Origin of the sequence: Vibrio sp. Vb1127 (assembly GCF_033338735.1) — a bacterium.
In the GTDB taxonomy this organism is placed as follows: Bacteria; Pseudomonadota; Gammaproteobacteria; order Enterobacterales; family Vibrionaceae; genus Vibrio; species Vibrio alginolyticus.
The window spans coordinates 58,689-81,739 of the sequence record NZ_JAWOTF010000017.1 but is presented as its reverse complement, the minus strand read 5'-3'; the positions used below and the strand labels follow the sequence as shown (position 1 = coordinate 81,739).

Here is a 23,051-nt window from a genome sequence, read left to right as displayed (position 1 = left end):
TCAGCGAGGTGGCATTATAGAGATTGCGATCACATTGGCAAGCCCTTTTTCTCGTTTTTTTTGATTTTTTTATCGTTTGGGTGTTTTTTATTCTAAAAGGCGAGTTTTCACTACTATTCTACCTCCATACACCCTGTAATCGCCCTGAATAAGGAAAAAAGATGAGCTCAATGAGAAGCTACAAAGGTATAAAGCCTGAACTTGGTGAGCGTGTTTACGTTGACCCAACCTCTGTTTTAGTCGGTGATATCCGAATTGGCGATGATTCTAGCATTTGGCCACTGGTAGCAGCGCGAGGTGATGTAAACCACATTCACATTGGTGATCGAACGAATATTCAAGATGGCAGTGTTTTGCATGTCACCCATAAGAACGCCGAAAACCCAAACGGCTACCCATTGATTATTGGTAATGACGTTACGATTGGCCACAAAGTGATGCTGCACGGTTGTCAGATCCACGATCGTGTTTTGGTTGGTATGGGAGCTATTGTTTTAGATGCTGTTGTAATTGAGTCAGAGGTGATGATCGGAGCAGGCAGTTTAGTGCCACCTGGGAAAGTATTAGAAAGTGGCTACTTATATGTTGGAAGCCCAGTAAAACAAGCTCGCCCTCTATCAGAAAAAGAACGAGCTTTCTTGCAAAAGTCTGCCAATAACTATGTGCAGAACAAAAACGACTACTTAAATGAAGTAAAAGACTTGAACTAAAGCCCTGTTAACCGATGATGATATGGCCTTCTTCGTTGAAGGCTTCATCTTCTATTAGCTCTTCAGCCATTTCTTCTAGGTCGAATCGGTAATCAGTAAACACTTTAATTGCCGCTTGCTCAGTTTCGATCAGTGAACCACTGAGCTTTTCTAGCTTTTGTTTCGTCACAAAGCACTCTATTAGTGCGCCTGATTGTTGCGCCGAAAAGTTTACCGATTGTGATACTTCATCCCATGATTGAATATCTGGGAATAAGATGGATTGATTCATCGCTTATTGACCTTCAAGGTTCTTTCTTAGTTCTCTGAGAATTTGTTTGGCACCAGGACGTAAGCCACGCCAAAGCATAAAGCTTTCTGCAGCCTGCCCAACCAGCATTCCAAGACCGTCATACGCATGAGCGGCACCATTTTCTCTTGCCCATAAGTTAAAGCTCGTCACTCCTTTGCCATAAATCATGTCATAGCTTGTGCTGTTGGCGGCAAAGATAGAGGAAGAGATAGCAGGCAGTTCACCACTAAGAGAAGCGGAGGTAGAGTTAATGATGACATCATACTCTTCATCAATACTTTCCATCTCTCTCGCTACGATAGGACCATGAGAGACAAACAGCTCTGCGAGCTCTTGTGCTTTACTAAAGGTACGGTTGGTAATGGTTAAAGAGGTCGGCTTTTGATCGAGTAGTGGCTTAATAACACCACGAGCTGCACCACCAGCGCCAATAATTAGGATTCGCGCACCTTCCAATACAACCTGATGCTGAAGCAGATCTTGCACTAAACCTGCACCATCAGTGTTGTCACCGATGATTTCACCATCGTCTAACTTCTTGAGGGTATTTACCGCGCCTGCTAACTGAGCCCGTTCTGTCAATCGACTAGCAAATTGATAAGCATCTTCTTTAAATGGCATAGTGATGTTGCACCCCTTGCCACCTTCAGCAAAAAACACCTTCGCCGCGTCAATAAAACCATCAACAGGTGCACTTTCTGCGGTGTACACCAAAGATTGATTAGTTTGACGAGCAAACAAGGTGTGAATGAATGGCGACTTACTGTGTCCGATAGGATTACCAAACACGGCATAGCGATCGATTTGCTGGGTCATTTCCTTACCTTTGTTCCTTACTTAGATATAGAGAAAACAGGGCCACCTGATTACAGATGACCCTATCACTATCTATCTATATAGAAAAGGAGATTCCGTGCTTACCACTCTTGGGGCGTTAGGTATCGCTCGTAAAGCTCAGCTTCTGGCGATCCCGCTTCTGGCTCGTAGCAGTACTCCCAGCGAGCGAGCGGCGGCATTGACATCAGAATCGACTCAGTACGCCCACCGCTTTGTAAACCAAATAAGGTGCCACGGTCATACACTAAGTTGAACTCTACGTAACGGCCGCGACGATATAGTTGGAATTCACGCTCACGCTCACCATACTCGATCTCTTTACGACGAGAAACGATCGGCAAATAAGCCTGGCAATAGCCTTCACCGACAGCTTTGATGTAAGCAAAACACTTATCAAATTCCCACTGGTTTAGATCATCAAAGAACAAACCGCCAACACCGCGAGTTTCATTACGATGTGGTAGGAAGAAGTATTTGTCACACCATGCTTTATGCTCTTGGTAAACATCGTCACCAAATGGCGCACAAAGCAGTTTTGCAGTGTCGTGCCATGATTGGCAATCTTCTTCAAATGGATAGAACGGCGTTAGGTCAAAACCACCACCAAACCACCAAATTGGGTCTTCGCCATCTTTTTCTGCAATAAAGAAGCGGACATTGGCGTGTGAAGTCGGTACATAAGGGTTTTTAGGGTGAATAACCAAAGAAACACCCATCGCTTCAAAACGACGACCCGCTAGCTCTGGACGATGCGCTGTCGCAGATGCTGGCATTTCTTTCCCTTCCACATGCGAGAAGTTCACGCCTCCCTGCTCGAAAACAAGGCCATCACGCAAAACACGTGAGCGCCCACCGCCACCAAGACGTTCGCCCGGTTCACGATGCCATGCATCCTCGACAAAGACGGCCTTTCCATCTTCTTGTTCTAACTGCTGACAAATGGAGTCCTGAAGTGACATCAAGAACTGCTTTACGGCGTGCTTATCGATCGCTGACATACGTTATTACCTATTACGTGAAACCTAATGATGGCTGGCTAGCAGGGTTAACCCTGTCTTAATATTTGTGAAGTTTTGGCGTCACGAATCTCGCTGGGTTTATCACGACCGCTGGTCTCGCCACGAAGAATGGCGACCAGCTTATCACCCAACTGTTCTTCGACTTCTTCCGTGGTCATACACGGTGGTAAGCCGGAAAGATTCGCGCTGGTAGAGGTTAACGGCTTTCCGAATGCATTACACATTTTTTGCACCAAAGGATGATCAGTCACACGAACCGCAATTGAATCAAACTGCCCTGAAACCCAGTTGGATACTTTATCGCTCGCTGGCATGATCCAAGTGTATGGGCCTGGCCAAGTGGCATGAACAGTCTGTAATTGTTCTTCAGTCAACTGAGATTCATCAATATAAGGCAAGAGCTGATCGTAACTTGCAGCGATGAGAATCAGCCCTTTTTCTACCGGACGCTGCTTGAGCTCTAATAGCTTTTGAATTGCTTCTGGGTTATCTGGATCACATCCGACACCAAAAACCCCTTCTGTTGGATAGGCAATCACTTCGCCTTGCTTGAGTGCGTTGAGCACTTGTTCAAAGTTATCCACCGATTACTTCCTATTTGTTTGACTGTGTTGTTTTCACTAAGTGTACAAATATTCATTCTCAGACACTAAAGCAATTTTTTTATAAAATGTATCAATAGCGCCAACAACAAGACGCAAACGTTTGCTTGAGATAAAAATCCCCGTATAATGCGCACAAATTTATAGCTCACCTAATTTTTGCAGCTTAAAGGAGTTTGAGATGAAAGTCGGTATCATCATGGGTTCTAAATCCGATTGGCCAACCATGAAACTAGCAGCGGACATGCTAGATCAATTTGGCGTGCCTTACGAAACAAAAGTCGTGTCAGCACACCGAACTCCTCAATTACTGGCTGACTACGCTAGTGGCGCAAAAGAACGCGGCATCAAAGTTATCATCGCAGGCGCAGGTGGTGCAGCCCACCTACCAGGTATGGCGGCGGCGTTTACTAGTTTGCCAGTGCTTGGGGTTCCCGTTCAGTCTCGTGCACTGAAAGGTATGGATTCACTGCTCTCTATTGTACAGATGCCAAAGGGAGTTGCGGTTGGTACATTGGCGATTGGCGAAGCGGGCGCAGCAAACGCCGGTATCCTAGCAGCGCAAATCCTAGGCACTCATGATGAAAACATCATGGCGAAGGTAGAAGCATTCCGTAATGAGCAAACGGAAACAGTTCTCGCAAATCCAAACCCTGCAGAGGATTAATCAGATGCATGTACTGGTTCTTGGTGCGGGTCAGTTGGCTCGTATGATGTCTCTGGCTGGTGCGCCACTGAATATTCAAATTTCAGCTTACGATGTCAGCAGCGGTGATGTCGTTCACCCTTTAACTCAACAGGTACTTGGCCATGGCTTGGAAAATGCGATTACGCAAGTTGATGTGATTACTGCCGAGTTCGAGCATATTCCACATGACGTGCTAAAGGTTTGCGAAGCGAGCGGCAAGTTCCTACCAAGTACGCAAGCCATCAAAGCAGGTGGTGATCGCCGTATTGAAAAAGCACTGCTTGATGATGCTGGCGTGCGCAACGCGAAATACTACGTCATTGAAACTCGTGAAGACTTTGAGCGCGCAATTGAACACGTTGGTATGCCAATGGTTCTGAAAAGTGCATTGGGTGGCTACGATGGTAAAGGCCAATGGCGCTTAAAAGAAGCTTCTCAAGTCGACGACATTTGGACTGAGATGGCAGAGTGCATCGCGGCAACACCAACTCAAGCGATTGTTGCTGAAGAGTTTGTTCCTTTTAACCGCGAAGTATCACTAGTTGGTGCTCGAAGCAAAGATGGAAATGTGGAAGTGTACCCTCTGGCAGAGAATGTTCACACCAACGGTGTATTGAGTCTTTCTACTGCGATTGATGCGCCAGAGTTACAGGAACAAGCAAAGCAAATGTTCACGGCTGTCGCAGATAGCCTAGATTACGTTGGCGTATTAGCGCTTGAGTTCTTTGATGTCGATGGGGCACTTTTAGTGAATGAGATTGCTCCACGCGTGCACAACTCTGGTCACTGGACACAGCAAGGTGCAGAAACGTGTCAGTTTGAAAACCATCTGCGCGCAGTATGCGGCTTACCATTAGGTAGTACGAAATTGGTTCGTGAAACCTCAATGGTGAATATTCTTGGTGAAGATACGTTGCCAGAAACGCTGCTCGCCATGGATGGTTGTCACATCCATTGGTACGGCAAAGAGAAGCGCGAAGGGCGCAAAATGGGTCACATCAACGTATGCGGTGACTACCCAGGAGAATTGCACCGTAGGTTGTGCGCTCTCGCGAAGGTCTTAGATCCAATGACATTCCCAGCCGTGCACGAGTTTGCGAAACAAGCACAACGCTAAAATCTAGCCCCAAAAACCACAAAGGGTCGCACGATGCGACCCTTTTTAATTCCTTTGATGTATTTACCCTTGTTGAGTGTGCTGGCACTTACGGTTGGCACATTGCAATTTCACACCACTGGCGAGTTTCTTCTCCACCAACAACGTAAAACCACATTCTTCGCACCTCCCCTTTACCGGAGGGAGATTCACTGCAAATTTGCATTTAGGGTAGTTATCACATGCGTAGAAAGTTTTACCAAAACGCGTCTTACGTTCAACTAAATGACCTTTACCGCATTCAGGACACGCGTGGTGCTCTTGCGACTGCTTTTCTGGCTCAGGTTGATTAATCGACTCAATATGATGGCACGCCGGATAGTTACTGCAACCAACAAACATGCCATAACGCCCTTGGCGTAATACCAACTCGTTACCACAATCTGGACAAGGAACGCCAAGCTCTTTGACGATGTGTCCATCATTGTTGTGCAGGGCTTTGATGTAATCACAGCTTGGGTAGTGGCTACAGCCAAGAAAGGGACCGTGTTTGCCATGTTTGAGGGTCAACTCGCTGCCACATTTAGGACACGGCTCGTGTTCCAATGCGTGTTCATGGGCAGAGAAAAGGGTGTTGTCGATTTTACTACTCATACTTACCGTTTCGTGAAAAACACACCAAAAGACAAGCTCGCGTTCTTGCTAGCTAAACTCGAACTTGCCTAGATTGGGTTAGTGAAGAATCCCTTGTTCTTTGGTGTACAACAGCTCTTCCATTAGCGTATAAGCGTTTTCATTACCAGGCACATTAAACAGCACCATCAAAATGATCCATTTGAGGTCTTCAAGCTCAAACTCGCTCGTTTCTAGCCCCATCACTCGGTCAATCACCATTTCACGAGTTTCTGTCGTCAATACATTGATTTGCTCAAGGAACAATAAAAAACCTCGGCACTCCAAATCCAAACGCTGTATCTCTTTCGCAGTGTAGATACGAGTCGATGATGACGCGATACAAGCCGAAATCGCAGAAGATGTATCACTTTGCTGCAGCGCTGCGAGCTCTTCTAACCAGACAAGGGCTTTATAGATATCTTTTTGTTGGAAGCCAGCGCGAAGCAATTCTTCTTCCAACTCGTCTTGTTCGACCTGTAACTCTGCATCGCTATGGATGTAGGTTTCGAATAGATACATCAGTATATCCATCATCATAGCTAGCCCCTCCCCTTTCGAATATAGCCACCTGAAACCGCAACGACATGCCCAGAGAGTTCTAACTCTAAGAGCTGCATCATGACTTCTTGGACAGGTATATTGGTCCTGTTTGCAAGAATATCAACCGGTGTAGCTTCACTTCCTACGTTAGCTAACAGCTGAGGAAATGGCAATTCTTCTTCATCATTTAACGTAGAAAATAAATCGGTACTCTGATTAATAGACCAATCAAGCAAGGACTGTATTTCATCTAAGACATCTTTCGTCTTTTCTACGAGGCAAGCGCCATGACGTATCAACTGGTTTCCACCGCAGGCATTGGGGGCATTGATTGACGCTGGCAGCGCAAATACTTCTCGACCTTGCTCAAGCGCGTAACGAGCTGTAATTAACGAGCCGCTCTTTTTCGCCGCCTCGACGACCAGCACACCAAGCGATAATCCACTAATAATACGATTACGACGCGGGAAGTTTTCTGGGCGCGGCTTGGCATTAGGCCGAAACTCAGACACCAAAGCCCCATGTTCAATAACACGTTGCGCTAAACCACGATGACGTGCCGGATAAATATTTTCTAAGCCAGATCCTAGCACCGCAATCGTCTTACCACCCGCTTGCAACGCACCATCATGCGCATGACCATCAATGCCTAAAGCGAGACCACTGGTGACAATAAAATCGTGCTGAACAAACTCTGCAGCAAACTGACGTGCATGCTGTAATCCATCAATACTCGCATTTCGACTGCCAACCATCGCGATTTGTGGCTGAGAAAGACAAGTAGGGTTTCCTTGAACAAAAAGTAGAGGTGGCGGTGCAACGATTTGTTTGAGTTGAGGTGGATAACGCGGGTCAGTCAGTGTCAGGATATGATGGTTTGTAGAAGCCTCAAGCCAGCTTAAACAAGCATCGACTTCTTTATCTGTTGAAGCCCAAGCTTGAATTTGCTTAGTTGTTAACCCAAGTTGTTGTAGCTGTTCAGGAGAGAAGTTTACGATGTTACATGGCGTGTCTCTTGCCAGTAGCTTATTCATTTTGACGCCGCCAATGCCTGGTAAACAACTCAGTTTTAACCAGGCAACGAGATCATCGTTATTTCGTCGATTCATCGATGGTTAATTCGTCCGCCAACGGTGACACCACCGAAATATCTTGGTTAATGGGTTTCGTACTGTTAGTGATCAGTGCCAAGCTAAAGTACTCATAAGGACGAATGACCAGCAACTCACCAACTTTGCTTTGAGGCAAAGTGATTTTCTTATCAAGCACGCCAAACTCTTTCTTGAACTCATCGCCGTCTTTGTAAACTGGGTGCGCGTCTTCTTTTAAATCAAACACACTGCCTTGCTTGAGATTATCTGACGTGCCTTTATCAATCACCACGACTTGGTTAGTTGAACTAAAGCGAATACCTTCGATATTACCTAGCAACTTTGCAGAACTGCCTTGTGGCGACGGCAGCGGATAGAACGTAGTCGTGAAGTCAGTATTCTCAACCGATTGATTTGGCAACGCGATATCGTTACGTAGGATTTCTTGCATTTGCGATGTAAGCTTCAAACCTGAATAATCACTCGAAGCTTCAACGAGCTCGCCTTTGGCAATCAAACGCAGCGCGGTAATCTCTTCGGACACATCGTCACGCGAAAAGGTAGCTACTGGTCGGTAAATAGCCCAACCTGTCGCGGTCTGATTGCCATTGATATACAGCACATCTTCTGTAGTCAGATACTTACTGCCTTTGCTGCTACCCATCACTTTTGCAGCATTGTTCAACGAATCTTTATCTAGCAACCGATCCGATTTGAGGTAAGGCATCACCAAACCTTCCGCGACCGTTGGTACGGCTTTCTTTTCTGTGATGCGAGCTTTCGGGCTCAGCTTCTTAACCGGTTTTAGGCTCAACACGGGCTGACCGTTAATCCATACCAAAGACAGCTTGTCTCCGGGATAAATTAAATGAGGGTTATCGATTTCCGGGTTTACTTGCCATAAACGAGGCCACAACCACGGGCTATCCAAGTACATGGCCGAAATATCCCATAGCGTATCGCCCTTCACAACTACATATGTTTGTGGCGCATCATCTTTAACAGTCAGTGGGTTCGCATCCACATTTGCTACAGCGTTGAAAGAGAAAAGTAACGGCAACGTAACACTGGCAACGTTGCGGAAAATTCGATTCATGACCCTCGTCCTTGGTCTATTAAGCAGGAACCAGAATGGAAATTGGTGCAAGGATGCTGTCATTTAGGCTATAAAATGTCTAGAATTGAGCCAACAAGGTTTGTGCTGTTTCGGCACAGTTCAATATTTCGAGTGAATATGTCTGTATTACAAGTATTAACATTCCCGGATGATCGCCTGCGCACAGTCGCAAAGCCTGTTGAAGCGGTGACACCTGAGATTCAAAAAATCGTCGATGACATGATTGAAACCATGTACGACGAAGAAGGTATTGGCCTTGCTGCAACGCAGGTTGATATTCACAAACGTATCGTAGTGATTGATATTTCAGAAACTCGCGATGAGCCGATGGTGCTAATCAACCCTGAGATTCTGGAAAAGCGTGGCGAAGATGGCATCGAAGAAGGCTGTCTGTCGGTACCAGGTGCGCGCGCACTTGTGCCTCGCGCTGCAGAAGTTACCGTTAAAGCACTGGATCGTGATGGCAAAGAGTTCACCTTTGAAGCCGACGACCTGCTAGCGATTTGTGTTCAACACGAGCTTGATCACCTACAAGGTAAGCTGTTCGTGGATTACCTATCGCCACTGAAACGCAAACGCATTCAGGACAAGCTAGCGAAAATCAAACGCTTTAACGAGAAGCAGCAAAACGCTTAATCTCGAACCATACCAATTAGAAGGAAGTCTACCTTGAGTCAGTCTTTACGAATTGTCTTTGCAGGTACTCCGGATTTCGCCGCCCGTCACTTGGCGGCGTTGTTGTCTTCGGAGCATGAAGTCATCGCGGTTTACACAAACCCAGATCGTCCAGCGGGTCGTGGCAAAAAATTGGCTGCGCCACCGGTAAAACAACTGGCGCTAGAACACAATATCCCGGTTTACCAACCTGAAAGCTTTAAGTCCGACGAAGCGAAACAAGAACTTGCCGATCTGAACGCCGACCTTATGGTTGTCGTGGCGTACGGTATGCTGCTGCCACAAGCGGTTCTTGATACCCCTAAACTGGGTTGTATCAACGTACATGGTTCTATCCTACCTCGTTGGCGTGGTGCGGCTCCAATCCAACGCTCTATTTGGGCGGGCGATGCAGAAACTGGCGTGACCATCATGCAGATGGACATCGGTCTCGACACTGGTGATATGCTGAAGATTGCAACTCTGCCAATAGAAGCGACAGATACCAGCGCTTCAATGTACGAAAAATTGGCTGAGCTTGGTCCAGAAGCCCTGATTGACTGCCTAGCAGACATTGCTGCGGGTAAAGCAGTGCCAGTGAAGCAAGACGATGAGCTAGCGAACTATGCGAAAAAACTCAGCAAAGAAGAAGCACGCATCAACTGGAACGACGATGCGGCGCACATTGAGCGCTGCGTTCGTGCATTTAACCCATGGCCAATGAGCCACTTTGAGGCGGCAGAAAACAGCATCAAAGTATGGCAAAGCCGTGTGGCAGAGCAAACCAGTGACAAGCCAGCCGGCACCATCGTGCAAGCAGATAAAACCGGTATCTATGTTGCGACAGGCAACGGCATACTGGTGCTAGAGCAACTGCAAGTTCCTGGCAAAAAAGCCATGTCAGTTCAGGATATTCTGAATTCGCGTGCGGCTTGGTTTGAAGTGGGCACTCTGCTAGTTTAAGCCATACTAGGGGTTATTATCCCCAATTATACGAACTTTTAGAGGGCAGAGATGCCCTCCTTTACTTTAAGGTACTCATCATGAATGTTCGCGCTGCGGCTGCTAACGTCCTGTATCTTGTCGTCGACAAGGGCCACTCACTTTCAAGCGCTCTTCCAGCGGCTCAACAAACGGTACGACCTCGTGACCACGCTCTGTTACAAGAGATCTGTTACGGTGCGCTACGTTACCTCCCTCGCCTAGAAATGATCGCAAACCAGTTGATGGATAAGCCCCTCAAAGGCAAACAACGTGTATTCCATCACCTAATTCTGGTTGGTATTTACCAACTGAGCTTCATGCGTATTCCTGCGCACGCAGCAGTCGGTGAAACGGTTGAAGGCACTAAAGAGCTGAAAGGTCCTCGTCTGCGTGGTTTGATTAACGCGGTATTGCGTAACTACCAGCGCAACCAAGAAGAACTCGACCAAATGGCCGTCAGCAACAACGCTGGCAAGTACGGTCACCCAAGCTGGTTACTAAAACTGCTGCAAGAGGCCTACCCACAGCAATGGGAAAGCATAGTTGAAGCGAACAACCAAAAAGCACCAATGTGGCTCCGTGTAAATCACCAACACCACACTCGTGATGAATACCTTGCGCTGCTCAAAAATGAAAACATTGATAGCACGCCACACACAGAAGCAATGGACGCCATAAAATTGGCCGCACCATGTGACGTGATGAAGCTACCTGGTTTTGATAAAGGTTGGGTTTCGGTACAAGATGCGGCAGCGCAGCTCTCGATCAACTATCTAAAACCACAAGACGGCGAACGGATTTTAGATTGCTGTGCTGCGCCAGGTGGCAAGACGGCGCACATTCTAGAGCGCACGTCGGGCAGTGAAGTGGTCGCGATTGACTGCGACGACACACGCTTGAAACGTGTGCATGAAAACCTGAAGCGTCTCAACCTTCAGGCAAAAGTGGTTTGCGGTGATGCGCGTAATCCACAAGAATGGTGGCAAGGCGAGCAATTTGATCGCATTTTGCTGGATGCCCCATGTTCTGCGACTGGCGTGATTCGTCGTCACCCAGACATCAAATGGCTACGTCGTGCAGACGACATCGCCGCATTAGCAGAGCTACAAAGTGAAATTTTTGATGCCATGTGGACGCAACTGAAGCCCGGCGGCACCATGGTTTACGCGACTTGTTCAATCACACCGCAAGAAAACGTGGAGCAAGTAAAAGCGTTTTTAGCACGTACCGCGGATGCGCAACTGCTGGATTCTGATCCCGACCAGCCTGGTCGTCAAATTCTACCAGGCGAAGAAGATATGGATGGTTTCTACTACGCAGTGCTAACTAAAACACACGCGTAACAGCATGCTAAATAGGGCGATTGAAGTGATTTCAATCGCCTTTTTCAGATACGAGAAAAGAGTATGAAGATCATTATTCTTGGTGCAGGTCAGGTTGGCGGCACACTGGCAGAAAACCTAGTGGGTGAAAACAACGACATCACCATCGTCGACAATAATGCCGACCGACTGCGTGAATTGCAGGACAAATACGACCTGCGTGTGGTCAATGGCCATGCGAGCCACCCAGACGTGCTGCATGAAGCTGGCGCGCAAGACGCCGATATGCTCGTCGCAGTAACCAACACTGATGAAACCAACATGGCCGCCTGTCAGGTCGCGTTCACTCTATTCAATACCCCAAACCGCGTTGCACGTATTCGCTCTCCAGAATACTTGGCAGAAAAAGAAGCCCTGTTTAAATCTGGCGCTATTCCTGTTGATCACCTTATCGCACCAGAAGAACTCGTCACGAGCTACATCGAACGTCTGATCCAATACCCAGGCGCGCTGCAAGTGGTGAGCTTTGCTGAACAGAAAGTCAGCCTAGTGGCGGTGAAAGCCTACTATGGTGGCCCGCTGGTGGGTAATGCGCTGTCTGCTTTGCGTGAGCACATGCCGCACATCGATACCCGTGTGGCGGCTATTTTCCGCCAGGGTCGCCCGATTCGCCCACAAGGCACCACGATTATTGAAGCCGACGATGAAGTGTTCTTCGTTGCAGCAAGTAATCATATTCGCTCAGTGATGAGTGAGCTTCAGCGTCTAGAAAAACCGTACCGCCGCATCATGATTGTTGGCGGGGGTAACATCGGCGCAAGCTTGGCTAAACGCCTAGAGCAAACTTACAGCGTGAAGCTGATTGAGCGTAACTACCAGCGTGCAGAAAAGCTCTCTGAGCAACTAGAAAACACCATCGTGTTCTGCGGTGATGCGGCAGACCAAGAGCTTCTCTCGGAAGAGAACATCGACCAAGTCGACGTCTTCATCGCGCTGACCAACGAAGATGAAACCAACATCATGTCTGCAATGTTGGCAAAACGCATGGGCGCCAAAAAAGTGATGGTGCTGATCCAACGTGGCGCTTATGTAGACCTGGTACAAGGCGGCGTAATTGATGTAGCAATCTCACCTCAGCAAGCCACTATTTCAGCCTTGCTAACGCACGTTCGTCGCGCTGATATCGTAAACGTGTCCTCACTTCGCCGCGGTGCTGCGGAAGCGATTGAAGCCGTCGCTCACGGTGATGAAAGTACATCCAAAGTGGTTGGACGTGCAATTGGAGATATAAAACTTCCACCTGGGACCACCATTGGTGCTATCGTTCGTGGCGAAGAAGTTCTTATTGCCCACGACCGTACGGTCATCGAGCAGGATGACCATGTGGTGATGTTCCTGGTCAACAAAAAATACGTATCAGACGTCGAAGCGCTATTCCAGCCGAGTCCATTCTTCCTCTAGGATTTTCCTATGGTCAACTTACGTCCCGTACTGTTTGTTATCGGGCTAGTTTTATCCAAACTGGCCCTGTTTATGTACGTGCCGACTTTGGTCGCTTTCTTTACCGGTACGGGGGGATTCCTCGATTTCGCCCAAGCCGTTGTGATCACGCACCTTGCCGCCTTCATCTGCCTAACGATAGGTCGAACCGCCAAGTTCAAACTCAGCGTACGCGATATGTTCCTCATCACCAGTTTGGTTTGGACCATCGCGAGTGCGTTTGCCGCCTTGCCATTTGTGTTTATCAACCACATCAGCTTCACCGACGCCTACTTCGAAACGATGTCGGGTATCACCACGACGGGCTCAACGGTGCTCAGTGGCCTAGACAACATGGCGCCGAGCATATTGCTGTGGCGCTCTATTTTACAATGGCTTGGTGGCATTGGTTTTATCGTGATGGCGGTAGCAGTGTTACCTATGCTGAATGTCGGTGGTATGAAGCTATTCCAAACCGAATCATCAGATTGGTCGGATAAAAGTAGTCCAAGAGCGAAAACGGTCGCCAAAAACATCGTAGCGGTATATTTAATGCTAACGGGCCTATGTATTTTGGGCTACTTGATCACCGGCATGAACCTGTTCGAAGCAATCAACCATGCCTTTACTACGCTATCGACGGGTGGATACTCTACATCTGATGGGTCAATGAACCACTTCTCTAATGGCGCACATTGGGTGGCCACTACCTTTATGTTCTTAGGTGGTTTGCCGTTTTTGCTCTTTATCGCCGCGTTACGTAAACGCCGTATTGATGTGTTGGTTAACGACGCTCAAGTTAGAGGATTTGCGTACCTGTTCGTATTCTCAAGCTTAGTGATTTCAGCTTGGTTAGTGATTCGAGATGGGTACACCATTTTGGATGCCCTGCGAGTGTCGATGTTTAATATTGTCTCTGTCGTCACCACAACTGGCTTTGGCTTAGAAGACTTCACCGCATGGGGCGCATTACCCACCACTCTTTTCGCATTCTTAATGATGGCGGGAGCATGCTCAGGATCAACGTCTGGCGGGATCAAAATCTTCCGCTTCCAAATTGCGATGACGCTGCTAAACAAACAAATGATGAAGTTGATTCACCCTTCAGGGGTGTTTGTACAGCGTTATAACCAGCGACCGGTGAATGATGATATTGTTCGCTCAGTGGTGGCATTTGGCTTGATGTTTTTTATCACCATTATCTTTATCGCGGGTTGTTTAAGTGCACTAGGCCTCGACCCTGTGACCAGTATTTCTGGCTCAATCACCGCCGTTGCCAATGTTGGCCCTGGTATGGGCAGTGTGATTGGCCCGACAGGCAACTTCGCGCCTCTGCCCGATACTGCCAAATGGCTCTTAAGCTTTGGGATGTTAATGGGCCGCTTGGAAATTCTGACTATTCTTGTACTGTTCTTTCCTGCGTTTTGGCGCCGCTAAGCAGACTCTAATTAAAAGGTATAACAATGAAAACATGGATTACTCTGGCGACCCTACTTGCCGCCTCATCCACATACGCCGCCGAGGTCATCACTTTAGCCGATGGTCGAGAAGTGAAGTTGAACGATGACTTTACCTGGGAGTACGTCATGAAAAAACCGGCGCAGCAAGCGACGGAGACACAAACAACAGCAAGCGTAGTTGAAACAATCGCAGCTCCTGCGATTGCGACAATTCCTGTGGTAACGAAAACCGTTGGCACGACCGTGGTGGTAAACGCCAAAAAGCCAACCATGCAGCTATCAGATTCAGGTGTGGATGTATTGATTGGTTCAGCAAGCTATCAAAGCGGTGAGCTTATTTTGCCTACATCAATCACTAACCAAAGCTCTCAATCTGTCATTCAAGTGGAAGTTGAGGTGCAAGTGTTTGATATGTCTGGTCAGCAACTGGCAAAAGAAAACGTGACGGTTTGGCAATCCATCAAGCGCATGGCGGATACCTACCTGCGACCACAGCAAGCGGAACAAGGTAAGAGCATTAAATTGGCTGTACCGCAATCACAGCAATACCAGTTTTCTGCCAAAGTGCTAGAGGTAAAAACTCGCTAATACGTGTTTAATATTCTTTGTTGAGCCTATCGGCTAGATAGGCTCAACAAAGTAATAAATAGCAAAGAAATGGCACACGCAGCCAGCCAAAACAAAGCCGTGCCAAATCGCATGGTTAAAGGGAATGCGCTTCGCAACGTAGAAAATCACGCCCAGTGAATACACAACTCCACCAGCAGCAAGCAGTGTAAGTCCGCCGACATCCAAGTTGATCGCCAACTGATAAATCACAATCAACGATAACCATCCCATCACCAAATACGTCATCAAAGAAAGCTTTTTAAATCGATAGACGAACGCAACTTTCATGATGATGCCGATCAACGCAATGCTCCAAATAACGATCATCAACCCAAATGCTAGAGGTGTTCTTAAGCTGACTAACAAGAAAGGGGTATAGCTGCCTGCTATCAAAAGATAAATAGCACAGTGGTCGAAGGTTTTTAGCCAACGTTTCGCTTTGGGATGAGGGATCGCATGATAGAGCGTCGAGGCCAAAAATAGCACGATAATACTCGCACCATAAATCGCCATACTGGTAAGCGTTAAAGTGTCAGCTTGATGGTCTATGGCTTTAACTAACAGCAGTATCAAGCCAACAATACCAAAAATCATCCCTATACCGTGGGTGATGGTATTGGCCAGTTCTTCACGTTGACTGTATTGAGGTTTCTGCAGCTCGGACATCAATGCGCCTATACTAGAGTTTGAAATTTGCTCTAGTATGGCACATTAGGCTTACACGTGTAAGCTTAAATTAAGACTCATGAACGGCAGTAGTTTGATCGAGATAATTGAGTACCAGTTCGCCAACTTGATCTGGCTTAGTCGTGGCAGGAATGGTCAGCTCTCGCTTGAGTTTGCCACTACTCAGTAAGCTCGCGAGCATGCCACCTTGCCCCTTGCGTGTGCGGTCAACTTCAAACCACAACTTGAGCTCTTGCTCACTGCGGTGGGCAACAAATTCTAATTCGCGCCACACGCCGTGGTAAGGTCCGTCGGTTGGCACCAGTTCAAACTCTTGCACAAATGGTAGATCGAATCCTTTCACTTCCTCGCATTCCACCTGGCGAATTCGTAAACCTTGCGCTTCAAATGCAGATAGTACCGCATCCATCAGTGGATCAGGTCGAACGGTGAGGATGTCTTTATCAGTCGGATCCAAAGCAGCGGCAACGTCTAAGCCGGTTTCTAACCATACTTTGGCATCACCAATGGTGACAGGCGTGTTCCAAGGCACATCGAGCTTAACATCGAAGGTACGCTCTTCGCCGGAATGGATGGTAAATGCGTAAGGGAGACTCCACTTAGCAAGCACATGAGTTTGAGGTACTCGGCGCATGCTGTGTCCTTCTCGCGCACCACGGTCATCAGGGGCTTCTGCGATGTAGCGGCAACAGAGTTTTAAATCAATGTTGTCGATCGCTTGTTCAGTCGCACCACCATATACATGGATCGACACATCCACACTTTGACCTGGGTATAGCACGTCTTGGTTTAAGATTGAGTCTACCTTCGCGCTCCCAATCCCAAAACTGGCAAGTGTCTTCTTCAAAAATGACATAGGCACCTCCTTCATCGAGATCTCATACTACTACTGCTGATCGTGGGATCAAACAAAAATTGCCTCGAACATCGCGACAAAATGACAAAATCTAAACAATTCAATTGCTCAACTATCGACCAATTATTACAAGGATGCTAATCTTACACTTGATATGCATGCATATCGGTATTCCTGACTCATTAACTGGATTGGCGAGAGCCAGAAGAGTGATTCTTCAATCTTGTTGGAGCCTAGCTCATAATGATTCAGGCCATTACATCGGCAATGGATATGCCTGACAGTTAGGTAAATTAATGCGCCCAACAACAGTCAGGTTCGCACACACTAATACTAGTGCAATGCGCCGCCGCAGTGGCTTTACTACTGCACCAAAGGCAAAGCAAGTTGCGCCAGCAATGACATTGGTTGAGAAGACAGCAATGATGTCGAGTGTTCCGGCCAAAGTTATCAAAGCAGCTTAATCAAAAGCGCGGCGCCAGCTGCGCTTTTTTCTTTGCACGCGACTCATAAAGCTTCAAAGACTTAGAACAAACTACAGTGAAAGAGATAGTTTTTCCTATTTGGTCTTCGCAAAGCAATTTGGTACCTTTACTGCTAATTACACCTATAAATTCTGTGGAGAAAGAAATGAAGTGTCATCGCATTGAAGAGCTGCTTGAGCTACTAGAGCCTGAATGGCATAAAGAGCAAGAGCTGAACCTATTGCAGTTCATCGTTAAGCTGGCAAAAGAAGCAGGCTATGAAGGAAAGCTAGAAGATCTGACCGACGATGTACTGATCTACCACCTTAAAATGCGTAATAGCAGCAAAGATGAAATGATCCCTGGACTCAAAAAAGACCAAGAGGACGATTTTAAAACGGCGATCCTACGCGCTCGTGGCATCATCAAATAACCAGCTCAACAGCCAGTATTCTTTAAGCGACTCTCTCTGTGAGTCGCTTTTTTATAACCAAAGTTTTTAGTCCCACAATTGGTTATAACTGTTCAGCCAATTATCAGGTTAACTGTACTGATTTTTGTTGTTAAACATTGACTGCGTTAAAGAAACGGAATTGTTATTGATTGTATAATCGCCGTTCATCAGTATTTACTAAAATAATTATGTTCGGTCATCTTTATGACGGAACGAGCAGCAATGTCATCGAGCGACATCAATAGAAATGACGCCGTACATTATAAAAGCCTAAGAAGGATGAGTGCATGAGTCAGGACAAGATCGATATCAAAGATGTGACTCCTAAAACCTATAATCCCAAAACCCACAAAGGAAACGGGGATCGGTTTAACCCAAGTAATCGCATCTATGTACGCGAAAGTAAAGGAACTTACCAGAAACTACGTCGTTACGGTGGTTGGTTCTTACTACTTCTCTTCGCTTTGATACCGTGGATTCCTTACGGTGAACGTCAAGCGATCTTGCTCGATATTGGCAACCAGCAGTTCAACTTTTTCGGTACCACCCTGTACCCACAAGATCTTACCCTACTCGCCTTGCTGTTTGTGATCGCGGCGTTTGGGTTGTTCTTTATTACCACCTTCTTAGGTCGGGTTTGGTGTGGCTATCTCTGCCCACAAACCGTCTGGACCTTCATGTATATCTGGTTTGAAGAGAAGCTCGAAGGTAGTGCCAATAAACGCCGTAAACAAGACTCCAATAAGCTGACGGCGAATTTAGCGATGCGTAAAACCGTCAAACATATAGCTTGGTTTGCCATTGCACTCGCCACTGGTTTTACTTTTGTTGGCTACTTCGTACCAATGAAGCAATTGGTTATCGACTTTTTCACCTTTAACGCCAACTTCTGGCCCGTCTTTTGGGTAATGTTCTTTGCCATTTGTACTTATGGTAATGCTGGTTGGATGCGTTCCATCATGTGTATTCACATGTGTCCTTACGCGCGCTTCCAGTCTGCCATGTTTGATAAAGACACCTTCATCGTTGGCTACGATGCAAAACGTGGGGAAAAACGTGGCCCACGTCCGCGCAAAGCCGATCCAAAGCAACTTGGTTTGGGTGATTGTATTGATTGTGACTTGTGTGTGCAGGTGTGCCCAACAGGTATCGATATTCGTGACGGCTTGCAGTATGAATGTATCAACTGTGGCGCCTGTATTGATGCGTGTGACAACACCATGGATCGCATGGGCTACGAGAAGGGCCTAATTAGTTACACCACCGAGCACCGCTTATCGGGTAAGAGTACCAAAGTCATGCGTCCGAAGCTGCTGGGCTATGGAGCTGTGCTACTGGTCATGGTCGGTCTTTTCTTTGCCCAAATTGCAGCGGTAGACCCAGCCGGTATGAGTGTTATTCGCGACCGTAACCAACTGTTCCGCGTTAATAGCTCGGGCGAAGTAGAAAACACCTACACCCTCAAGGTGATCAACAAAACTCAGCAAGTGCAAGAGTACTCGTTGGATGTTGAAGGGCTATCCGATGTAAGCTGGTATGGTAAGCAGACAATTCAGGTCCAGCCAGGTGAGGTATTGAACCTGCCAATGAGTCTTGGTGCCGATCCTGACAAGCTAAACTCTGCGATTACGACAATTCAGTTTATACTCACCGATAAGAGCAACGAATTCACCATTGAAGTGGAAAGCCGATTTATCAAGAAGCTATAACTTCGATGACTAATGGAAAAAGGCTCAGTAATGAGCCTTTTTGTTTATATGTCCCAAAGTATGTTTAACTTTGACGCCCTTACCCCAGACTTTATGTGGTACGCGTTAGAAAGCATCGGCGTTCGCGCAGAATCAGGCTTTCTTCCCCTCAATAGCTACGAAAACCGTGTTTATCAATTTACTGACGAAGAGCGTCGTCGTTATGTCGTCAAGTTTTACCGTCCTGAACGTTGGAGCAATGAACAGATCCAAGAGGAGCACAACTTTACTTTAGAGCTGATTGGCAATGAGATCCCCATCGCACCACCTGTGCGCATCAACGGTGAAACCCTGCATCACTATCAAGGCTATGCTTTTGCGCTGTTTGATAGCGTGGGTGGTCGCCAATACGAGGTTGACAATTTAGATCAGCTCGAAGGTGTAGGGCGTTTCCTTGGCCGAATCCATAAAGTCGGCAGCCGCCAAGCCTTCCAACATCGCCCTACGATCGGCTTACAAGAATACCTGTATCAACCAAGAGAGATTCTGCAAAACGCCAATATGATTCCAATGCACTTGGAGAACAGCTTCTTCAATGACTTGGATATGCTGATCAAATCAATTGAAAGCCACTGGCAAGAAGGCTTCAATATCATTCGTTTGCATGGCGATTGCCACCCAGGCAATATTTTGTGGCGAGATGGCCCTATGTTTGTTGATTTGGATGACGCTCGTAACGGCCCTGCAGTACAAGACTTATGGATGCTATTGAACGGTGAACGCCAAGACAAACTGATGCAGTTGGATATTGTTTTAGAGGCTTACCAAGAGTTTTGCGACTTTAATCCTGCAGAATTGAAACTAATCGAGCCACTTCGCGGTCTACGAATGGTGCACTATATGGCATGGCTGGCAAAACGTTGGCATGACCCTGCATTTCCTCTCGCTTTTCCATGGTTTAATGAGCCAAAATACTGGGAAGGTCAGGTCCTTGCATTTAAAGAGCAGATCGCCGCTTTAGAAGAAGCACCGCTGTCTTTAATGCCTCAATGGTAAGTCAGGCCAAAAATTCAAAAATGGAGATATTTCGATGAAAAAACTGTTCGCACTGTTTTCTATGCTGATGTTAAGCCTGTCGGCACATGCAGCGCAATTCAAAGAAGGTGAACATTACAAATTATTGGATCTTGAGGCATCAAAAAAACCTCTTGTGACGGAGTTTTTCTCTTTCTACTGCCCGCACTGTAATAGCTTTGAACCGGTTATCCAGCAACTGAAAAAGCAGTTGCCAGAAGGTACTAAGCTATTAAAAAACCACGTTTCTTTCATGGGTGGCAACATGGGCCCATCAATGAGCAAAGCCTACGCAACGATGGTTGCACTAAAAGTGGAAGACAAAATGGTGCCAGTGATGTTTAACCGCATCCACAATCTAAAGAAAGCACCACGTAATGATGAAGAACTTCGTCAAATCTTCCTTGATGAAGGTGTAGATGCGAAAAAATTCGATTCTGCATTCAAAGGCTTCGCGGTTGATTCAATGGTTCGCCGTATGGACAAGCAATTTGAAAACAGCGGTCTAACCGGCGTTCCTGCGGTTATCGTTAACAACAAATACCTAGTTCAAGCACAAAGCATCAAAACGATGGATGAGTACTTCTCTCTGGTGAACTACTTGCTGACACTAAAATAAGCACATCGATATCAATCAAAAGGGGAGCACGTCGCTCCCCTTTTGTTTACTTGTAAATCTCTTGTAGTAACCGATCTTTTTCTTGCCACACATCACTCAGCCATTGCTGAAATTGCCGCTTATAGGGCTTATCGTTGAAGTAATCACCGAGCACTCGTTCATCAACGGGTAACACATTCACACGCACAACCACCTTGCCCATTCGACCCATCAATAAATCCTTGAACGGTTTATGCGTATTTTTTGGGTACGCCAACGTCACGTCGATAATGCTCTCGAACTGTTCCCCCATCGCCGCTAACGTGTACGCAATCCCGCCCGATTTTGGTTGCAGCAAATATTGATAGTTTGCTTTACTCTTACGCTGCTTTTCTTCGGTAAATCGGGTTCCTTCGACATAGTTAACCACTGTGGTTGGAGTGTGTTTGAATTTAGCGCACGAGCGACGTGTCGTCTCTAAATCTTGACCTCGCTTATGAGGGTTGCGGATCAGATACTCTCGCGAATAGCGACGCATAAATGGCATGTCGAGCGCCCAACACGCCATCCCGATGAAAGGCACATACAGCAGTTGTTGCTTGAGAAAAAACTTCGGCATGGGAATACGGTCTTTAAACACGCAGCAAAGCACAACAATATCTGTCCAACTGAGATGGTTACTGATCAGCAGATACCACCCGTCTTTTTTAAGCGCTTCACCGCCCTGAACATCCCACTCAACACGGTTAGATACCGCCAGAATGCACGCATTAACGGTAGCCCATAACCACATCACCTTATTGGCACAAGCGGTCGCTATCGCTTTTAGCTTTACGCCAGGAAGCAATATTTTAAATACAGCGATAACACAAATTGCGAGTGAACAAACCGCAGAATTGAGAATCACAAAAGAAGCGTTAAAAAAAAATAACAAATATGCCAACATGATAGTCAAACAACAGTAATAATGTGTGAAGAATAAAACAGCGTGTAATTATACTGCGCCTTTGCCACATTGGAACATGCGTGGGAATGGTCAGATTTGTTACCGCAACCAATATGTGCACCACTCATTCGACAACAAGGAGATAACGAATGAAACCAAGGCTACTTCTCTTGCCTTTGGCCTTTGTCGTCAGTTCTGCTCAGGCTCAACTCGCTGAAACCGCAGGTTTTGGCGGTGAAATTTCGCTGAATGCCGGATTCATATCATCAGAATCCAATTTCAATACAGAAAATAGTAACACCATCGATTCTCTCGATAAGCGTGCCGATAGTGACAGTTCCGTTATCGCTGCACCGCTAGGGAGTGTGACATACACCTTTGGTAGCCGACTCAACCACCAAGTTTACGCCGGTACCACACGCTCAGATGTCGCGGTAGGTACACTCGCTTTTCAGTTGGGCTATCAACACGAGCTACAATCTGGCACCGTGCTCGATGTTTCCTATCTGCCGACGGTACTCAAAGGCGAAACTTGGCGCAACCCTTATCAAGTAGGAACCGCACGTAAAGAGACGGATGTTGACGGCAATGCATATCGCTTTCAGATCAAAGGGTTAATTGATAAGAACTTCAACCTTGATCTTGCTTATGCTGATAAAGACATCGAGCAGGAGGAAGTGACAGACCGCTCACTTGCTCGCGATGCTAACCTTTACTATGTCAAAGGCGACTATCGCATTCCACTCAACCAAACGTCTATGTTGCAACCCGCTTTCACCTACATCAATCAAGATGCCGACGGTAAGGCGGAATCATTTGATTCGTACGGGTTTGACATCAGCTGGTTTAAATTTATCAATCGCCATCGATTGGCTCTCACCGCGGGTTACGCATGGAAAGACTATCAAGCCGCTAGCCAAACTTTTGCTAAAACACGAAATGACGACACCATCAGCCTATTTGCGGCCTACGAATATCAAAACGTATTTGACTGGCAAGACTGGTCGTTCATTTCTTTAGCCGGCTATAGCCAAACTGACTCGAATATCACGTTTTATGAGGAGAAAGAGTACCTATTGTCGCTTGGTCTCAACTACACCTTCTAACGT

General features: G+C 46.7%; 26 protein-coding genes. 15 read left to right on the top strand and 11 right to left on the bottom strand.

The genetic code is table 11. The annotated features are described in order from the left end of the window. Positions 1-161: 161 nt before the first annotated feature. Entirely contained in the window at positions 162-710 is a 549-nt protein-coding gene (locus R7H07_RS18835) for a gamma carbonic anhydrase family protein (protein ID WP_033906568.1), read from the top strand. Between the two features lie 7 nt (positions 711-717). On the opposite strand, the gene R7H07_RS18830 is transcribed toward R7H07_RS18835, so the two are convergent. The 4 genes from R7H07_RS18830 to R7H07_RS18815 all read right to left on the bottom strand — a co-directional run bounded on the left by R7H07_RS18830 (position 718) and on the right by R7H07_RS18815 (position 3,442). Next, on the bottom strand, positions 718-981 hold the full coding sequence (locus tag R7H07_RS18830; protein ID WP_005379090.1) for a DUF1488 domain-containing protein: 264 nt from the start codon (positions 979-981) through the stop codon (positions 718-720). Positions 982-984: 3 nt separating this feature from the next. Then, positions 985-1,818: a shikimate dehydrogenase gene (aroE, locus tag R7H07_RS18825; RefSeq protein ID WP_042523879.1), complete on the bottom strand. Its 834-nt coding sequence runs from the start codon at positions 1,816-1,818 to the stop codon at positions 985-987. A 101-nt stretch (positions 1,819-1,919) separates the two neighbouring features. Then, positions 1,920-2,837, bottom strand: a complete 918-nt coding sequence (gene hemF / locus R7H07_RS18820; RefSeq protein WP_206959989.1) for an oxygen-dependent coproporphyrinogen oxidase — start codon at positions 2,835-2,837, stop codon at positions 1,920-1,922. Positions 2,838-2,884: 47 nt separating this feature from the next. Then, positions 2,885-3,442 (bottom strand): L-threonylcarbamoyladenylate synthase, encoded by a 558-nt coding sequence (locus R7H07_RS18815; RefSeq protein ID WP_005379084.1) that lies wholly within the window; start codon positions 3,440-3,442, stop codon positions 2,885-2,887. 199 nt (positions 3,443-3,641) lie between these two features. Here R7H07_RS18815 and purE point away from each other — a divergent pair, with 199 nt between their 5' ends. Next, positions 3,642-4,127 carry a 5-(carboxyamino)imidazole ribonucleotide mutase gene (purE, locus tag R7H07_RS18810; RefSeq protein WP_033906572.1) on the top strand — a complete coding sequence of 162 codons (486 nt, stop codon included), beginning with the start codon at positions 3,642-3,644 and terminating at the stop codon, positions 4,125-4,127. Positions 4,128-4,131: 4 nt separating this feature from the next. Beyond that, a complete protein-coding gene (locus R7H07_RS18805; RefSeq protein WP_033906573.1) occupies positions 4,132-5,265 on the top strand; it encodes a 5-(carboxyamino)imidazole ribonucleotide synthase in 1,134 nt (377 codons plus the stop codon). A 63-nt stretch (positions 5,266-5,328) separates the two neighbouring features. Here the strand turns inward: R7H07_RS18805 and R7H07_RS18800 are convergent, their stop codons facing one another. The 4 genes from R7H07_RS18800 to R7H07_RS18785 form a co-directional block, all read right to left on the bottom strand. Then, positions 5,329-5,898 (bottom strand): type I DNA topoisomerase, encoded by a 570-nt coding sequence (locus R7H07_RS18800; RefSeq protein ID WP_005386647.1) that lies wholly within the window; start codon positions 5,896-5,898, stop codon positions 5,329-5,331. Between the two features lie 78 nt (positions 5,899-5,976). Further along, a complete protein-coding gene (locus R7H07_RS18795) occupies positions 5,977-6,456 on the bottom strand; it encodes a DUF494 family protein (protein ID WP_031823674.1) in 480 nt (159 codons plus the stop codon). A 2-nt stretch (positions 6,457-6,458) separates the two neighbouring features. Further along, entirely contained in the window at positions 6,459-7,568 is a 1,110-nt protein-coding gene (dprA, locus tag R7H07_RS18790; protein ID WP_149192458.1) for a DNA-processing protein DprA, read from the bottom strand. Continuing rightward, entirely contained in the window at positions 7,552-8,646 is a 1,095-nt protein-coding gene (locus R7H07_RS18785; protein ID WP_206959990.1) for a LysM peptidoglycan-binding domain-containing protein, read from the bottom strand. Before R7H07_RS18785 ends, dprA begins: the two co-directional genes overlap by 17 nt. 138 nt (positions 8,647-8,784) lie before the next feature. Between R7H07_RS18785 and def the strand changes: the two genes are divergently transcribed. From def to R7H07_RS18755, 6 genes are all read left to right on the top strand, one after another. Further along, positions 8,785-9,303 carry a peptide deformylase gene (def, locus tag R7H07_RS18780; protein ID WP_005379068.1) on the top strand — a complete coding sequence of 173 codons (519 nt, stop codon included), beginning with the start codon at positions 8,785-8,787 and terminating at the stop codon, positions 9,301-9,303. A 33-nt stretch (positions 9,304-9,336) separates the two neighbouring features. Beyond that, on the top strand, positions 9,337-10,284 hold the full coding sequence (fmt, locus tag R7H07_RS18775) for a methionyl-tRNA formyltransferase (protein WP_064368874.1): 948 nt from the start codon (positions 9,337-9,339) through the stop codon (positions 10,282-10,284). 80 nt (positions 10,285-10,364) lie between these two features. Then, on the top strand, positions 10,365-11,648 hold the full coding sequence (gene rsmB, locus R7H07_RS18770) for a 16S rRNA (cytosine(967)-C(5))-methyltransferase RsmB (RefSeq protein WP_158159522.1): 1,284 nt from the start codon (positions 10,365-10,367) through the stop codon (positions 11,646-11,648). Between the two features lie 63 nt (positions 11,649-11,711). Beyond that, a complete protein-coding gene (trkA, locus tag R7H07_RS18765) occupies positions 11,712-13,088 on the top strand; it encodes a Trk system potassium transporter TrkA (protein WP_005379062.1) in 1,377 nt (458 codons plus the stop codon). Between the two features lie 9 nt (positions 13,089-13,097). Continuing rightward, positions 13,098-14,543, top strand: a complete 1,446-nt coding sequence (locus R7H07_RS18760; RefSeq protein WP_017821575.1) for a TrkH family potassium uptake protein — start codon at positions 13,098-13,100, stop codon at positions 14,541-14,543. A gap of 26 nt (positions 14,544-14,569) precedes the next feature. Further along, positions 14,570-15,154 (top strand): DUF3157 family protein, encoded by a 585-nt coding sequence (locus tag R7H07_RS18755; protein ID WP_005379050.1) that lies wholly within the window; start codon positions 14,570-14,572, stop codon positions 15,152-15,154. Positions 15,155-15,187: 33 nt separating this feature from the next. Here R7H07_RS18755 and trhA read toward each other — a convergent pair whose 3' ends face one another. Continuing rightward, positions 15,188-15,841 (bottom strand): PAQR family membrane homeostasis protein TrhA, encoded by a 654-nt coding sequence (gene trhA / locus R7H07_RS18750; protein WP_025768918.1) that lies wholly within the window; start codon positions 15,839-15,841, stop codon positions 15,188-15,190. A 70-nt stretch (positions 15,842-15,911) separates the two neighbouring features. Further along, the gene (locus R7H07_RS18745; RefSeq protein WP_017821573.1) at positions 15,912-16,718 is read right to left on the bottom strand and encodes a sporulation protein; all 807 of its coding nucleotides are present in this window, start codon (positions 16,716-16,718) and stop codon (positions 15,912-15,914) included. A 296-nt stretch (positions 16,719-17,014) separates the two neighbouring features. On the opposite strand from R7H07_RS18745, the gene R7H07_RS18740 reads away from it, so the two are divergent. The 5 genes from R7H07_RS18740 to R7H07_RS18720 all read left to right on the top strand — a co-directional run bounded on the left by R7H07_RS18740 (position 17,015) and on the right by R7H07_RS18720 (position 21,017). Continuing rightward, complete coding sequence (locus tag R7H07_RS18740; RefSeq protein ID WP_005379043.1) at positions 17,015-17,182, top strand: hypothetical protein; 168 nt, start codon at positions 17,015-17,017, stop codon at positions 17,180-17,182. Between the two features lie 166 nt (positions 17,183-17,348). Beyond that, on the top strand, positions 17,349-17,615 hold the full coding sequence (locus tag R7H07_RS18735; RefSeq protein ID WP_033906580.1) for a YihD family protein: 267 nt from the start codon (positions 17,349-17,351) through the stop codon (positions 17,613-17,615). Positions 17,616-17,923: 308 nt separating this feature from the next. Further along, positions 17,924-19,345 (top strand): cytochrome c oxidase accessory protein CcoG, encoded by a 1,422-nt coding sequence (gene ccoG / locus R7H07_RS18730; protein WP_033906581.1) that lies wholly within the window; start codon positions 17,924-17,926, stop codon positions 19,343-19,345. A 48-nt stretch (positions 19,346-19,393) separates the two neighbouring features. Beyond that, complete coding sequence (locus R7H07_RS18725; protein WP_172563652.1) at positions 19,394-20,380, top strand: serine/threonine protein kinase; 987 nt, start codon at positions 19,394-19,396, stop codon at positions 20,378-20,380. A 34-nt stretch (positions 20,381-20,414) separates the two neighbouring features. Beyond that, positions 20,415-21,017: a thiol:disulfide interchange protein DsbA/DsbL gene (locus tag R7H07_RS18720; protein ID WP_136976927.1), complete on the top strand. Its 603-nt coding sequence runs from the start codon at positions 20,415-20,417 to the stop codon at positions 21,015-21,017. A 46-nt stretch (positions 21,018-21,063) separates the two neighbouring features. Here the strand turns inward: R7H07_RS18720 and R7H07_RS18715 are convergent, their stop codons facing one another. Continuing rightward, on the bottom strand, positions 21,064-21,942 hold the full coding sequence (locus R7H07_RS18715) for an acyltransferase (protein ID WP_206959992.1): 879 nt from the start codon (positions 21,940-21,942) through the stop codon (positions 21,064-21,066). A gap of 149 nt (positions 21,943-22,091) precedes the next feature. Between R7H07_RS18715 and R7H07_RS18710 the strand changes: the two genes are divergently transcribed. Further along, positions 22,092-23,048, top strand: coding sequence for a DUF2860 domain-containing protein (locus R7H07_RS18710; RefSeq protein ID WP_005379034.1), 957 nt, complete (start codon positions 22,092-22,094; stop codon positions 23,046-23,048). Positions 23,049-23,051: the final 3 nt, after the last annotated feature.

Excerpts from the sequence above, each read along its gene's own strand:
- R7H07_RS18835 (WP_033906568.1), top strand. The coding sequence starts at position 162 with ATGAGCTCAATGAGAAGCTACAAAGGTATAAAGCCTGAACTTGGTGAG.
- R7H07_RS18830 (WP_005379090.1), bottom strand. The coding sequence starts at position 981 with ATGAATCAATCCATCTTATTCCCAGATATTCAATCATGGGATGAAGTA.
- aroE (WP_042523879.1), bottom strand. The coding sequence starts at position 1,818 with ATGACCCAGCAAATCGATCGCTATGCCGTGTTTGGTAATCCTATCGGA.
- hemF (WP_206959989.1), bottom strand. The coding sequence starts at position 2,837 with ATGTCAGCGATCGATAAGCACGCCGTAAAGCAGTTCTTGATGTCACTT.
- purE (WP_033906572.1), top strand. The coding sequence starts at position 3,642 with ATGAAAGTCGGTATCATCATGGGTTCTAAATCCGATTGGCCAACCATG.
- R7H07_RS18805 (WP_033906573.1), top strand. The coding sequence starts at position 4,132 with ATGCATGTACTGGTTCTTGGTGCGGGTCAGTTGGCTCGTATGATGTCT.
- R7H07_RS18800 (WP_005386647.1), bottom strand. The coding sequence starts at position 5,898 with ATGAGTAGTAAAATCGACAACACCCTTTTCTCTGCCCATGAACACGCA.
- R7H07_RS18795 (WP_031823674.1), bottom strand. The coding sequence starts at position 6,456 with ATGATGATGGATATACTGATGTATCTATTCGAAACCTACATCCATAGC.
- dprA (WP_149192458.1), bottom strand. The coding sequence starts at position 7,568 with ATGAATCGACGAAATAACGATGATCTCGTTGCCTGGTTAAAACTGAGT.
- R7H07_RS18785 (WP_206959990.1), bottom strand. The coding sequence starts at position 8,646 with ATGAATCGAATTTTCCGCAACGTTGCCAGTGTTACGTTGCCGTTACTT.
- def (WP_005379068.1), top strand. The coding sequence starts at position 8,785 with ATGTCTGTATTACAAGTATTAACATTCCCGGATGATCGCCTGCGCACA.
- rsmB (WP_158159522.1), top strand. The coding sequence starts at position 10,365 with ATGAATGTTCGCGCTGCGGCTGCTAACGTCCTGTATCTTGTCGTCGAC.
- trkA (WP_005379062.1), top strand. The coding sequence starts at position 11,712 with ATGAAGATCATTATTCTTGGTGCAGGTCAGGTTGGCGGCACACTGGCA.
- R7H07_RS18760 (WP_017821575.1), top strand. The coding sequence starts at position 13,098 with ATGGTCAACTTACGTCCCGTACTGTTTGTTATCGGGCTAGTTTTATCC.
- R7H07_RS18755 (WP_005379050.1), top strand. The coding sequence starts at position 14,570 with ATGAAAACATGGATTACTCTGGCGACCCTACTTGCCGCCTCATCCACA.
- trhA (WP_025768918.1), bottom strand. The coding sequence starts at position 15,841 with ATGTCCGAGCTGCAGAAACCTCAATACAGTCAACGTGAAGAACTGGCC.
- R7H07_RS18745 (WP_017821573.1), bottom strand. The coding sequence starts at position 16,718 with ATGTCATTTTTGAAGAAGACACTTGCCAGTTTTGGGATTGGGAGCGCG.
- R7H07_RS18740 (WP_005379043.1), top strand. The coding sequence starts at position 17,015 with ATGCGCCCAACAACAGTCAGGTTCGCACACACTAATACTAGTGCAATG.
- R7H07_RS18735 (WP_033906580.1), top strand. The coding sequence starts at position 17,349 with ATGAAGTGTCATCGCATTGAAGAGCTGCTTGAGCTACTAGAGCCTGAA.
- ccoG (WP_033906581.1), top strand. The coding sequence starts at position 17,924 with ATGAGTCAGGACAAGATCGATATCAAAGATGTGACTCCTAAAACCTAT.
- R7H07_RS18725 (WP_172563652.1), top strand. The coding sequence starts at position 19,394 with ATGTCCCAAAGTATGTTTAACTTTGACGCCCTTACCCCAGACTTTATG.
- R7H07_RS18720 (WP_136976927.1), top strand. The coding sequence starts at position 20,415 with ATGAAAAAACTGTTCGCACTGTTTTCTATGCTGATGTTAAGCCTGTCG.
- R7H07_RS18715 (WP_206959992.1), bottom strand. The coding sequence starts at position 21,942 with ATGTTGGCATATTTGTTATTTTTTTTTAACGCTTCTTTTGTGATTCTC.
- R7H07_RS18710 (WP_005379034.1), top strand. The coding sequence starts at position 22,092 with ATGAAACCAAGGCTACTTCTCTTGCCTTTGGCCTTTGTCGTCAGTTCT.